The sequence below is a fragment of the Amycolatopsis sp. genome (assembly GCF_035276945.1).
Lineage (GTDB): Bacteria > Actinomycetota > Actinomycetes > Mycobacteriales > Pseudonocardiaceae > Amycolatopsis_E.
Map to the genome: position 1 here is coordinate 1 of NZ_DATELF010000069.1, position 12,542 is coordinate 12,542.

12 protein-coding genes are annotated in these 12,542 nt (G+C 69.0%); 2 read left to right on the forward strand and 10 right to left on the reverse strand.

All coding sequences use genetic code 11. The annotated features are described in order from the left end of the window. Nucleotides 1-19: 19 nt before the first annotated feature. Nucleotides 20-1,444 (reverse strand): MFS transporter, encoded by a 1,425-nt coding sequence (locus tag VJT49_RS11970; RefSeq protein WP_324164833.1) that lies wholly within the window; start codon nt 1,442-1,444, stop codon nt 20-22. Between the two features lie 131 nt (nt 1,445-1,575). Between VJT49_RS11970 and VJT49_RS11975 the strand changes: the two genes are divergently transcribed. Then, nucleotides 1,576-2,196 (forward strand): helix-turn-helix domain-containing protein, encoded by a 621-nt coding sequence (locus tag VJT49_RS11975; protein WP_324164834.1) that lies wholly within the window; start codon nt 1,576-1,578, stop codon nt 2,194-2,196. On the opposite strand, the gene VJT49_RS11980 is transcribed toward VJT49_RS11975, so the two are convergent. The 9 genes from VJT49_RS11980 to VJT49_RS12020 form a co-directional block, all read right to left on the reverse strand. Next, nucleotides 2,184-3,305, reverse strand: a complete 1,122-nt coding sequence (locus VJT49_RS11980; protein ID WP_324164835.1) for a nucleotide pyrophosphatase/phosphodiesterase family protein — start codon at nt 3,303-3,305, stop codon at nt 2,184-2,186. The genes VJT49_RS11975 and VJT49_RS11980 overlap by 13 nt on opposite strands. Before the next feature lie 25 nt (nt 3,306-3,330). Then, nucleotides 3,331-5,097, reverse strand: coding sequence for a 3-hydroxybutyryl-CoA dehydrogenase (locus tag VJT49_RS11985; RefSeq protein ID WP_324164836.1), 1,767 nt, complete (start codon nt 5,095-5,097; stop codon nt 3,331-3,333). A 151-nt stretch (nt 5,098-5,248) separates the two neighbouring features. Further along, nucleotides 5,249-6,238: a hypothetical protein gene (locus VJT49_RS11990; protein ID WP_324164837.1), complete on the reverse strand. Its 990-nt coding sequence runs from the start codon at nt 6,236-6,238 to the stop codon at nt 5,249-5,251. A 130-nt stretch (nt 6,239-6,368) separates the two neighbouring features. Continuing rightward, on the reverse strand, nt 6,369-7,043 hold the full coding sequence (gene dhaM / locus VJT49_RS11995) for a dihydroxyacetone kinase phosphoryl donor subunit DhaM (RefSeq protein ID WP_324164838.1): 675 nt from the start codon (nt 7,041-7,043) through the stop codon (nt 6,369-6,371). 143 nt (nt 7,044-7,186) lie between these two features. Continuing rightward, nucleotides 7,187-7,819, reverse strand: a complete 633-nt coding sequence (gene dhaL, locus VJT49_RS12000; protein WP_324164839.1) for a dihydroxyacetone kinase subunit DhaL — start codon at nt 7,817-7,819, stop codon at nt 7,187-7,189. Between the two features lies 1 nt (nt 7,820). Then, nucleotides 7,821-8,822 (reverse strand): dihydroxyacetone kinase subunit DhaK, encoded by a 1,002-nt coding sequence (gene dhaK / locus VJT49_RS12005; RefSeq protein WP_324164840.1) that lies wholly within the window; start codon nt 8,820-8,822, stop codon nt 7,821-7,823. Nucleotides 8,823-8,864: 42 nt separating this feature from the next. Next, entirely contained in the window at nt 8,865-9,815 is a 951-nt protein-coding gene (locus VJT49_RS12010) for a DUF3558 domain-containing protein (RefSeq protein ID WP_324164841.1), read from the reverse strand. A 46-nt stretch (nt 9,816-9,861) separates the two neighbouring features. Continuing rightward, nucleotides 9,862-10,119, reverse strand: a complete 258-nt coding sequence (locus tag VJT49_RS12015; protein WP_324164842.1) for a hypothetical protein — start codon at nt 10,117-10,119, stop codon at nt 9,862-9,864. 8 nt (nt 10,120-10,127) lie between these two features. After that, nucleotides 10,128-11,828 carry a sodium:solute symporter family protein gene (locus VJT49_RS12020; RefSeq protein ID WP_324164843.1) on the reverse strand — a complete coding sequence of 567 codons (1,701 nt, stop codon included), beginning with the start codon at nt 11,826-11,828 and terminating at the stop codon, nt 10,128-10,130. A 453-nt stretch (nt 11,829-12,281) separates the two neighbouring features. Between VJT49_RS12020 and VJT49_RS12025 the strand changes: the two genes are divergently transcribed. Further along, nucleotides 12,282-12,542: hypothetical protein (locus tag VJT49_RS12025; protein WP_324164844.1), on the forward strand; the 261-nt coding region annotated here is incomplete at its 3' end.

Sequence of the window (12,542 nt, forward strand, 5' to 3'; positions counted from 1 at the left end):
CCAAAGCCCGACTCGCGCGTCACGAAAGTCCGACTCGCGCGCCGCGGAAGGTGAGGGCGACCAGGAAGGTCAGGGACGCGATGACGGCGGAGGCGACGAAGGCGGTGGTCATGCCGGTTACCAGGATGTGGGGCGCGGGACCGGTGGCGTGCCGGGTCGCGGTGCCAAAGACGGTGACCAGGATGGCCAGGCCGAGGGTGCTGCCGATCTGCTGCATGGTCTGCAGCACGCCGCCCGCGGCGCCGGCGTCCCTCGGCGGCACCGTCGCCATGATGATCACGTTGAGCGGTGAGAACGCCATGCCCATGCCGAGGCCCATCAGCACCATCGGGAGGAACAGCGCGGGAAAGTAGCCGCTGCCCTCGTCGAGCCGGGTGAGCAGGACCTGTCCCGCGGTCATCAGCACGGTGCCCGCCAGCGCCACCGGTTTCGGCCCGAAGCGCGGGAGCAGCCGCGGGATGAACCGGCTCAGCGTGAAGACCAGCAGCGCCATCGGCAGGAAGGCGAACCCGGTGCCCAGCGCGTCGAGGCCGTGCACCTCCTGCAGGTACTGGCTGAGGAAGAAGAACATCGACATGCCCGCCATCGGGCCGAGGAAGAAGTTCAGGTAGGCCGAAGCCCGGTTGCGGTCGCCGAACAGCCGCAGCGGCATCATCGGCTCCGCGGACCGGGCCTGGATGGCCAGGAACGCGGCGAGCAGGACCACCCCGGCCGCCAGCCAGAACAGGGTGGACCCGTCACCCCAGCCCGCGGATGCGGCGTGAATGAAGCCGTACACCAGCGAGGCGACACCGCCGGTCGCGGTCGCCGCGCCCCACAGGTCGAGCCGGGCCGGATGCCGTTCGGGTTCGCGCAGGAACCGGGCGGCGAGCACGGCGACCGCGACGCCGAAGGGCACGTTGATGAACATCACCGCCCGCCAGGACAGCCATTGCGTGAGCAGGCCGCCGAGGATGAGCCCGACCGCGAAACCGGCGCTGGACATCGCGGAGAACAGGGCAAGCGCGCGCATCCGCTCGCGAGGTCCGGTGAAGGTCGTGGTGAGCAGGGCCAGTGTGCTCGGCCCCGCGGCGGCACCCCCGATGCCCTGCAGGACACGGGCGATCAGCAGCCAGGCCGGGGACTCCGCCAGCCCGCCCGCCAGCGACGCGAGGGTGAACAGGGTGACGCCCGCGATGAACATCCGGCGTCTGCCGAACAGGTCGCCGGCTCGCCCGCCCAGCAACAGCAGGCCGCCGAAGACGAGCGTGTAGGCATTGAGCACCCAGGACAGGCCCGACGCGCTGAAGCCGAGATCGGACCGGATCCGCGGCAGCGCCACGTTCATCACGGTGACGTCGAGCACGATCATCAACTGGCAGGTGAGCAGGGTGGCCAGCACGACGCCCGGCCGGTGCCGGAGACCGGCGGACGGAACGTTCACGGGCAGGGTTGTTCCAGACAAGAAAAGCTCCATCGGGTTCGCGAAAATAAGCGGACAGACTCTCCGGTTCCGCTACGAGCTATCATATGGAGGCCGTCTCCGGTTGCGCAACCCTATCCGGAGAATCTGTCCGCTTCGGCGAGGAGGCCCTGATGCGACGCCACGACCCGGCACCTGACGGCGTGACCGCCGGGATCGCGGAGGCGGCAGTGACGAAACCCCGCCCGATGCGCGCCGACGCACGGCGCAACTACGAGCGAATCCTGGCCACCGCGCGCGAAGCGTTCCGCCAGCACGGTCCGGACGCGCCGCTGGACGACATCGCCCGCCGCGCCGGTGTCGGCGCGGGCACGCTGTACCGGCATTTCCCCCGCCGCGAGTCGCTGATCGAAGCGGTCTACAGCGAGGACATCAAACGGCTGTGCGACCTCGCCTACCGGCTGCTGGAGGAGCACGAGCCCCGGGAGGCACTCGCCGCGTGGATGGGCGAACAGGTCCAGTACGCCACGCGGAAGCGGGGCCTCGCGGCGACGCTCAAGGTCGCGATGGACAAGAACTCCGCGACCTTCGCGCTGTGCAAGATACTGATGAACGAAGCCGCGGCGGCCATGTTGAAGACCGCCCAGGACGCGGGTGTCGTGCGCGACAAGGTCCAGCCTCGCGACCTGCTTCTGCTCGCCCACGGCCTGGCCGTGGCGGTGGAAGCCGATCCCGAGGCGTTCGAGCGCCTGCTGACCGTCATGCTCGACGGCCTGAAGCCTCAGGAACGATAGGCGACCGCGAGCGGAACCAGTTGCTCGGCCGACGTGACCGAGCCGTGGTGCCCGACCAGGACGGACTCGATCGGCTCCGCCTGACGCCGGAGCATGCCGAAGCGAGCGCGCGCGGCCACCACGATGTCTCCGATGCGCGACCGCACCCGGTCGGCCACCCGAGGACCGAACCAGCCGGCGGAGATCGCTTCCTCGCGGGTCGCCACCCAAGCCGAACCGTCGAGCGTTTCCCGCCAGGCCGCAAGCACATCCGCTTGCGCGCCTTGTTCGCAGTAGACGTGCCGGGCCCGCGCTTCGCCGCCGATCGCGCGGACCCCTTCCCACAGCCGGGGCGCCGCGTCGAGGTCCACGGTGGACTCGTCCAGGGCCACCATGCCGTGGTCGGCCACCACCGCGAGCAGGCGGCCGGCGGGCAGACCATCCACAAGGGACTCCACGAGCCGGTCCACCTGGCGCAGTTGCATCCGCCACGCCGGCGAGCCGGGTCCGTAGAGATGGCCGAGCATGTCGAGCTGGCTGTGATACGCATAACAGAAGCCCGGTCTGCTCAGAGCGTCGAGCACGGACGCGGCCAGATCGCCGAGCGCGTGAACCCCGGTATACCGGCCCCCGCGCAGGGTGGCACGGGTCAGCGGGGACTGGGCGAACTGCGCCTCGGACACCACGCACGCGTCGAGGCCCGCCCGCTCGAAAGTGGTCGGCAGCGGCTGGACTTCCTCGGGCCGCAGGCTTTCGCCCAGGTCCGGGCCACCCGGGTGGCGGCGCCAGCGCAACGCGTTGATCACCCCGGCTCCGGGCACCTCGAAGCTGTAGCCGACCATACCGTGCTCGCCGGAGGCCAGCCCGGTGCCGATCGCGGCCAGCCCGGCGACCGTCGTGGCGGGATAGCCGACGCGCAACTTCGTCCGGCGCAGGGACGTGAGCACCGGTGCCTCGGCCGCGTACTCGGTCAGCAGCTCCCAGCCGAGCCCGTCGACGAGCAGGACGCAGGCACCGGCGATCTCGTCGAATCCCAGCGTGTTCGTGAAGTCACGGACACCGAGCGCCGCGAGTACGGAAGGCACGACCTCGGCCAGATGCGGATGGTTGGGCAGGTTTGGCAGTTCCACACTCCCAGCTTGGCAGGAAATCTTCTCAGGCGGTGTAGTCCCGGAAGCCCTTACCGGTCTTACGGCCGAAGCGCCCGGCGGTGACCAGGTGCTCGAGCAGCGGCGCCGGGGCGAAGCCGGCCTCGCGGAACTCGTTGTAGAGAGTCCGCTGGATCGCCAGGGAAACGTCGAGGCCGACCACGTCGAGCAGTTCGAACGGGCCCATCGGCAGCCCGCAGCCCACCTTCATCGCGGTGTCGATGTCGTCGGCCTGCGCGTAGTGCGCCTCGAGCATCTTCACCGCGTCGTTGAGGTACGGGAACAGCAGCGCGTTGACGATGAACCCGGCGCGGTCGGAGCAGTGCACCGGATGCTTGCCGACCGCGGCGCAGACCGCGTGCGCGGTGGCGACCACGTCCGGCGCGGTGGCGATCGTGGCGACCACCTCGACCAGCTTCATCACCGGGGCGGGGTTGAAGAAGTGCAGCCCGACCACGTCGGCCGGCCTGCCGGTCGCCGCGGCGCACTCGATCACGGGCAGGGACGAGGTCGTGGTGGCCAGGATCGCGCCCGGCCTGACGACGGCGTCCAGCGCGGCGAACACCTCGCGCTTGACGGGAAGCTCCTCGGCCACCGCCTCCACCACGAGGTCCACTTCGGACAGTTCAGCGAAGTCCACCACGGGCCGGATCCTGGCCAGCACCGCCGCCGCCTCCGATTCGGGCAGCTTGCCCTTGCGCACCGCCCTGCCGACCGACTTGCCCACCTTCGCCACCGCGGCCTCGGCCTTTTCCGCGCTGCGCGCGCGCAACACGACCGCATGGCCCTTCTTCGCGAAGACCTCGGCGATGCCCGTCGCCATGGTCCCGGTGCCGACCACGCCCACCCGCCGGACTTCCCGCGCGGTGGAAACGTCCACTGTGGACGAAGTGGCGGCGTCGACCACGACCGGAGAGTCCGGGGATTCGTAGGCGTAGAAGCCGCGGCCGCTCTTGCGGCCCAGCAGCCCCGCGGTGATCATCTGCTTGAGCAGCGGCGCCGGCGCGTGCAGCCGGTTGCGCGACTGGTGGTACATGGAGTCGAGGATCTCGTAGGCGGTGTCCAGCCCGATCAGGTCGAGCAGCGCGAGGGGGCCCATCGGGTACCCGCAGCCGAACCGCATTGCCGCGTCGAGGTCCTCCCTCGTGGCGTATCGCTGCTCGAACATCCGCACGGCGTGGTTGAGGTAACCGAACAGCAGGGCGTTCGCGATGAACCCGGCCCGGTCGCCGATCACCACCGGCGTCTTCCCGAGGCGTCCGGCGAAGGCGACCACCTCGGCGATCACCTCCGGCTCGGTGACCACCGTCCGCACGATCTCGACCAGGTTGAGCACCGGCGCGGGGTTGAAGAAGTGCATCCCCACGACCTTGCCCGGGCGCGCGGTGTGCACCCCGATCGCGGTCACCGACAGCGACGACGTGTTCGAAGCGAACACCGTCTCCGGTTTGACGATCTTGTCCAGTTGCGCGAAGACCTCGGCTTTGAGCTCGAGGCTTTCCGGCACGGCCTCGATCACGAAGTCCACTTCGGCCAGTTCGCTCAGTGCCGTGGCCAGGGTGATCCGGCCGAGCAGTTCGGCCCGGCCCGCCTCGTCCAGCTTGCCGCCCGCCACCGCCCGGGCGGTCGAATGTTCGAGATGCCCGCGCCCGCGCGCGACGCCGGCCTCGTCGATCTCGACACCGATCACGTCGAACCCGCTCCGCGCCAGGACTTCGGCGATCCCGGAGCCCATCGTGCCCACTCCGACCACACCCACGCTCGTGATCACCATGGCGACCTCCGCTGGTTACCGGCTAGTAACTAGAGATAGTGCCACGTCGGACGCGGGTTGGCAGCATTTGCCGCGTTTTAGCGCGAACACGAACACCGAATCCGTCCTCGCCGCGGAACCCCGTCAGCCGAAGGGGAGCTACCGGCGAAAATCAGCTCGACGGCAACTGCGGCCAGGCCACGTTCGCCAGTGCCCTGGCGACGCCGCACGCGTCCTTGGGCACCGCACTCAGCATGTTGACGTAGACCCCCGCGGTCTCGTTCTCGCCGCTCTTCGCGGCATACGGCCCGACCACCGTCGTCACCAGGCAGTAGTTCCCGGAAAGCTTTTGGACGATGCTCTGCCGGCCGGCGATGGTCTCGGTCGTCGTGCCGGGGACGGCCGGCGACGGGTTCTCCGCGTAGAACCACAACGTGGCGCGCGGTCCGCTGCTGGTGATCTTCCACTGGCACCGGTGCTTCGCCGGGTTCTCGTCATGCCGCATCGGCATCCCGATCTCCTGGGTCACCCGGCTGTCCGAGATCAGGGCGCAGGCGTCGACGGTGCCCAGCGTGCCCGGGGCGAAGGTGAGATGCGCGACCTTCTTCTGAGTCACCGCGGTGACCATGCGGTCCAGTACGGCCGAGTTCACCTGACACAGGGCCTGCGAGCCGCTCACCGTGTTCGACACGTCGTCGACGTAGGTGTAGATCTCCACGCTGACTCGGTCCGGGAAGGCCAGGTTCGTTGTGCAGACGTCCGGGCCGGCGTTGAGGTCGCGCTGCGCGACCAAGCCGCGAGGCAGCCTTTTTGTGGGATCCGGAATCCGCCCGGTGGCGTTCTTGTCGAGGAAGCCGACCTCCACGGTGATGGCCTGTCCACTGAGCTTCGCGGACACCGTGCATTCGCCGAACGACTGCTGGAGTTCCCCCACGTTGTCGGCGCCGCCCTTCTCGACCGCGGCGGCGTCGAACAGGCTGCAGTAGTCGATGGTGCTGAGGTCGCCGAGGGCACGGTCCGACGTCAGCGGCGTGCGTTCCTCCTGGATCTGAACCACCGCCGCCGCGTTCGGCGAAGGTCTGCCCGTGACGGCGGCGGTGCAGCCGGTCACCGCCACCGCGACCCCGAACAGCAGGAACACCCCCAGGGACCTGGTCAACATCGCGCATCCTCCAGTCATGCGGGACGCGCGAAACGTGACAGGCAGGCGCGTCAACGTATCGGAGACGGCGCCAGGCGCCCTTTGGTTCCGCCACCCGGCCATCCGAACGGCTTCGTTATCGCTTTGGCGCCTACTCGTCGAAGTCGCGCTCCACCAGCTCCGTCACCGCCCGGAGTGCCTGCTCGGCCTGGGCGCCCCGGGCACGAACCTCGATCTGATCGCCCTTGCGCGCGCTCAGCCCCATCAACCCCAGCACGCTGCGCGCGTCGGCCTCCTGGTCGCCCATGCGGACGCTGACGTCGGCCTCGATGCCGGTCAGGCTCCGGGCCAGCAACGCGGCGGGACGGGCGTGCAGGCCGATTTCGTTGCTCAATTCGAGGACGACGCCGTGGACGCTCTCCTCGCCGGGCTCGGCCGCTTCTTCGAGTTCCGGTGCCCCCGCGGCGGCCGCGGCCTCGGCGACAGCGACAGGGTCCGCGCCACCCTGCGCCGCCACAGCGGCCGCGACAGCGCCTTCGACGAACGGCGCGTCCGCCACGACCGCCGAGTCCGGATCGGGCAGCGACTCGACCGCCAGTTCCGCGGTCATCTGCGCGCTGCCCAGGTCGTAGAGCAGCACCACGCCGTCACCCGAGTCCGCTCGCTGCACGGCCGCCACGACCTCGTCGTAGTCGGTACCGATACCGCCTTCGGCGAGCCCGCCGACCGGGACGAGGGTGACGTCCGGGGCCATCTGCGCGACGAGTTCCGCGAGTCCTTCGGCGAGCTTCGCACTGTGCGAAACGAGAACCAGCCCGACGCTCATCGGACCTGCTCCTTCTTGCGGGACACCCGCACCCGGTCAGCCCCACAAGCGGGGCTCCGCCATCCTCGCTCATCGGGCCTGCTCCTTCTTGCGGGACACCCGCACCCGGTCGGCCCCAACGAGCGGGGCTCCGCCATTCTCGCTCATCGGGCCTCCTGTGCCAGCGCGTCCAGGATCAGCGCCGTGGAACGCGCGCCGGGATCAAGGTGCCCGGCACTGCGCTGACCGAGGTAGGACGCCCTTCCCTTGCGTGCCACCAGATCCACTGTGGACTCGGCACCCTTCGCCGCCGCGTCGGCGGCCGCCCTGAGCACCGCGGCGACATCGGCTCCCGGCGACCCCGCGGCGGCCTCGGCCGCCGCGACCGCGGGCAGGAGCGCGTCCACCATGGTCTTGTCCCCCGCCACCGCCTTGCCTCGCGCCTGCACGCCCTCCAGCGCGGCCCGCAACGCGGCGACCACGCCGGAGGTGTCCACTTCGGACATCGTGCCCGTCGCGGTCGCGGCACGCAGGAAACCCGTTCCGTACAGCGGACCCGCCGCGCCGCCCACCTTCGAAATGAGTGTGGTCGCCGCGAGTTTGAGCACCGCGCCCGGGTTCTCGGGCACCTTCGAGTCCAATGCGGACACTATGGCCGCGAACCCGCGGTTCATGTTCTCGCCGTGGTCCCCGTCGCCGATCGCGCGGTCCAGGTCGATGAGCTCGACCCGGTGCCGGCCGATCACGCCGGCGGCGGCCCGCAGCGCGTCGGCGATCCCCTGGGCCGTGCATCCCATCTCAGGCCCTCCAGCGCAACGCGGGCGTGTTGACCGGCGCGTCCCACAGTCCGGTCAGCGCGTCGTCGAGTTTCAGCAAGGTGAGGCTGATGCCCTGCATTTCCAGACTGGTGATGTACGGGCCGACCAGCCGCCGCTCCACGGTGATACCGCGCTCGACGAGCAGCCGTTCGGCGATCCCGTGCGCCAGATACAGCTCGATCAGCGGCGTGCCGCCCATCGAGTTGGTGAACAGCAGCACGCGATCCCCGCTGGTGAACGGCAGATCCTCGACGATCGCGCCGACCATCCTCGCCACCAGGTCATCGGCGGGCTCGGCCTTGATCCGTTCGCGGCCCGGCTCGCCGTGGATGCCGATGCCGAACTCGATCTCGTCGCCCGCCAGGTCGAAACTCAGCTCGCCGGCATGCGGCACGACCGGCGCGGTGAGCGCGACCCCGATCGACCGCACCTGCTCGATCACCTGCCGCGCCACGGTTTCCACGGCGTCCAGCGAGTCGCCGCGCTCGGCCGCCGCACCGGCGATCTTCTCCAGCAGCACCGTCCCGCCCACCCCGCGACGGCCCGCGGTGTAGGTGGAATCCGCGACGGCCACGTCGTCGTCGATCACCACGCTGCGCACGTCGAGCCCGCCCGCCGCGGCCAGCTCTCCGGCGGTCTCGAAGTTGAGCACGTCCCCGGTGTAGTTCTTGACGATCAGCAGCGCGCCGGCGTCGCCGGCGGTGGCCTCCAGAGCCGCCTGCACGCCGTCCGGGGTCGGCGAGGTGAACACCGCCCCCGGCACGGCGGCGTCCAGCATCCCCGGTCCGACGAACCCGCCGTGCAACGGTTCGTGCCCGGAGCCGCCGCCCGAAATCACGGCGACCTTGCCCGCCACGGGCGCGTCCGCACGGATCACGACGTTCGGATCCTCTTGGATGCGCAACAGCTCGGAATGCGCGGACGCGAGCCCGCGCAACGATTCGGTGACCACCGTGGACGGATCGTTGATGATCTTCTTCATGGCACGCCTCCGTTGGCTCGGCCGTGACCTGACCCCTTGTTATCACGCCTTGGGTAGTTTCGGCAGCGCGGAGCGGACGATCTTGAGCGCCTTGCCGCACGCGTCGTCCTTCGCGGCGTCGTCGTGGTAGTTGTCGTACTCGACGGAGATCACTTCGCCTTCGCCGTCCTGGGTCGCCCGCTGGAGCCAGGAAATAGTGCACCGTTTGCCCGCGCGGACCTCGAGCTTCCGATACCCGGTGACGCCACCGAGATTCACCGGCACCCCGTCGTCCTCGCCCGGGATTCCGGTCTGCTGGAGCGAGAGATAACCGTTGGCCGCCCCGCCCGACCATTCGCAGCGATGCAGGCCGGCAGCCGAACTCTCGGAGCCCCGGCCCAGCACTTCGGTCGTCACCGAGGCGTCGGGCACGGCGCACAGGTCGACCGCGAGGGCGGAACCGGCGGGCGTCGCGAGCCGCGGCGGACCGGCGTGGATCTTCCTGAGCACCTTCTGGAGCACGGTTCGCCCGGCACCGCAGGCATCGCCGCCGGAGTAGTCGATCCCGGCCGCGATACCGAGGCCCGGTGAGCGTGAGATCACCGCGGTGACGTCGCAATGGGAGTCACCGGCCTTTTCGACGATCAGGGGCAGCCCTTCCACGGTGCCCGACGCCTTCCGCGGGTCGATGACGATGCCGCCCAGCCGCAAATTGATCTGAAGCCGCTTACCACCGGCGTCGCGCACCACGTTGGTGCAGGCGTCCGGGTCGGAGGTGGCGGGGCGCTCGGCGGCGCCGAGATCGGCGAGGGTGGCGCTGTCGATCAGCCCGCACGGGTCGATGGTGCGCAGCGCCGGCAACGTCACGGCCGCGTCGTTGATCGGGCCGCCCGCCTGCGCGGACGCGGTGACGGTCGTGCGCGGGAAGTTCTGCTTGGTCAGGTCGGGACCGGCGCATCCGGCCGCGAGCGGCACGATCGCCAGGAACACGAAAAGCCGGACGTTAGCGAGCACGCGTGCACGGTAACGCCCGGCCTCGTCGGGGGTGCCCGGAAACGGGCTATTCGCCGCTCGGCGGCTCCTCCGAAACGCGGATCGGGCGCAGCACCGTCCACAGCACGAACAGCGCCGTGAAGATCAGCATGCCGATGCCCGCCCAGAGGTTGATGTTCACCCCGGCCGCCTTGGTGATGTCCTCGTCCGCGGTGAAGGCCAGCCCCATGATCGTCAGGACCAGGCCGTAGACCCCGATCAGCAGCGCGATGATCAGCCTGATGTCGAACGCGGCGCGGCGGGTGCGCGTGGATTGGTCGGTCATGACGGCTCCTAGAAGATGATGTTCAGCACGATCGTGAGGGCCAGGGCGATCCCGGCGAGCAGACCGGGCTTGCGGTACCAGCCGGCGTCCTCACCGGTGGTCTCGTGCTGCCTGGTCGACTTCGGGGTGAGCGAGTAAACCAGGCCGACCAGTTGCTCGTCGGGCTTCGGCCTGGTCACCAGGGACACCAGGACGCTGACCACGATGTCGACCACGAACGCGACGGACGCGGCGACGAAACTGACACCCTGGCCCGGCAGGCTGATCACGCCGGTCTTGTTGAGCACGAACACGGTGACCGCCGAGGCCGTGCCGCAGATGAGACCCGACCAGCCGGCGTGCGGGGTCATCCGCTTCCAGAACATGCCGAGGATGAAGGTGGCGAACAGCGGGGCGTTGAAGAACGAGAACAGCGTCTGCAGGTAGTCCATCAGGTTCGAGTACGTCGAAGCGATGAACGCCGTGCCGATGGCCAGAATCGACGCGCCGGCGGTCACCCCGCGGCCGAACTTGAGGTAGTACTGGTCCGGCTTGTCCTTCTTGATGTAGGTCTGCCAGATGTCGTAGGTGAACACCGTGTTGAACGAGGACAGGTTCGCCGCCATGCCCGCCATGAACGAGGCCAGCAGGCCGGCGATCGCGATCCCGAGCATGCCGTTGGGCAGCAGGTCCCGCATGAGCAGCAGCAGCGCGTCGTTGAAGGTCGCGCCGCTGGGGGCGCCGTTGCCGGCGAGCAGGGCGGTCTTGTTCTCGCCCATCAGCTCGGTGACCGTGACCGCGGCGATCATGCCGGGGATGATCACGATGAACGGCACGAACATCTTCGGGAACGCGCCGATGATCGGGGTGCGGCGGGCCGCCGACATGCTCTTGGACGCCATCGCACGCTGGACCTCGACGAAGTTCGTCGTCCAGTAGCCGAAGGAGAGCACGAAACCGAGGCCGAAGACCAGGCCCAGCACCGACAGGAAGTTGCTGCCGAACCCGGTGAGCTGGTTACCCGGCCAGGAGTGCAGCTGCGTGGCGCCGCCGGGGCTGCCGGTCACCTTGTCGACCAGGCCCTGCCACCCGCCCACCTTGACCAGGCCGACGACGGTCAGCGGCAGGAGCGCCGCGACGATCACGAAGAACTGCAGCACCTCGTTGTAGATAGCGGCGGACAGGCCGCCGAGCGCGGTGTAGGTGAGCACGATCACGGCCGCCACGATGATGGAAACCCAGATCGGCCAGCCGAGCAGCAGGTTGACGACGTTGGCCAGCAGGTAGAGGTTCGCGCCGGCGATCAGGATCTGGGCGAGCGCGAAGCTGATGCCGTTGACCAGGTGCGCCGGGCGGTTGAAGCGGCGCAACATGAACTCCGGGACGCTGCGCACCTTGGAGCCGTAGTAGAACGGCATCATCACGATGCCCAGGAACAGCATCGCGGGAATCGCGCCGATCCAGAAGTAGTGCGCCGTCGGCAGGCCGTACTGCGCTCCGTTGGCCGACATGCCCATGACCTCGACCGCGCCGAGGTTCGCGGAGATGAACGCGAGCCCGGTCACCCAGGCGGGCAGTGACCGGCCGGAGAGGAAGAAGTCGAGGCTGCTGGAAACCTGCCTTCTGGCCAGGTAGCCGATGCCGAGCACCAGCACGAAGTAGAACGCGAGTAACAGGTAGTCGATCGCCTTCGCGTCGAGTCGCAGGTTCGCTGCGGCTAGGACATGCACCGGTGCACACCTCCGAAGTAAACACCAACAAACAAGAACCACCAGGAACGGTGAGGAACCCTACCTCTTGGCATCCCATCGGGTGAACACCGCCCACTGGTCTTGACGCATGCGACACAAGGCAGCGAACTCGGCAGGGTCGTGGAACCCCGAGCTCGGCAGGGCGTGATCAGGCGCACACCGCCGACGCCGGAAGGGGTTCAGAACAGGCGGAACTGATTCCGCTGTTTCGCTGACCTGCGCCCCGGCATAAATTCCGTTTCGGGGCAAGGAAAAAACCTTTAAGTCCGATCGAGTTCATTCGAGCCTATTTCAGGTCTGTGGTGCCCCCTGTGTGCCCCAGACACAAGACGACCCCCGGTGGTGCGCGAACACCGGCCCGGGGGCCTTGACCGCAGAGAGGACCTGCGACCCATGCAAAACGGTACCGATTTCCGCACCGACCATGAAGTCTTGATCGACCACCTGGGGGATCTCGCTCGGGACATCCAGGCCGTGACCGACCCGGCTGAGATCCGGGCTCTGGCTGGGGCGCAACTGGTCCTGGTCGAGCGCTACAAGACGGCCATGGCCCGGCTGGAGGCCGAGGCGGGCGAGGCGTTGTGGGCCCGCTACCAGCGGTTGGGGCACACGGACCGGCAGGAGTTCGACGAACTGTTCCCGCCCGAGACGAACGGCCGGTTGGCCCCGCCGGTCCGCCGCGTGTTCAACCCC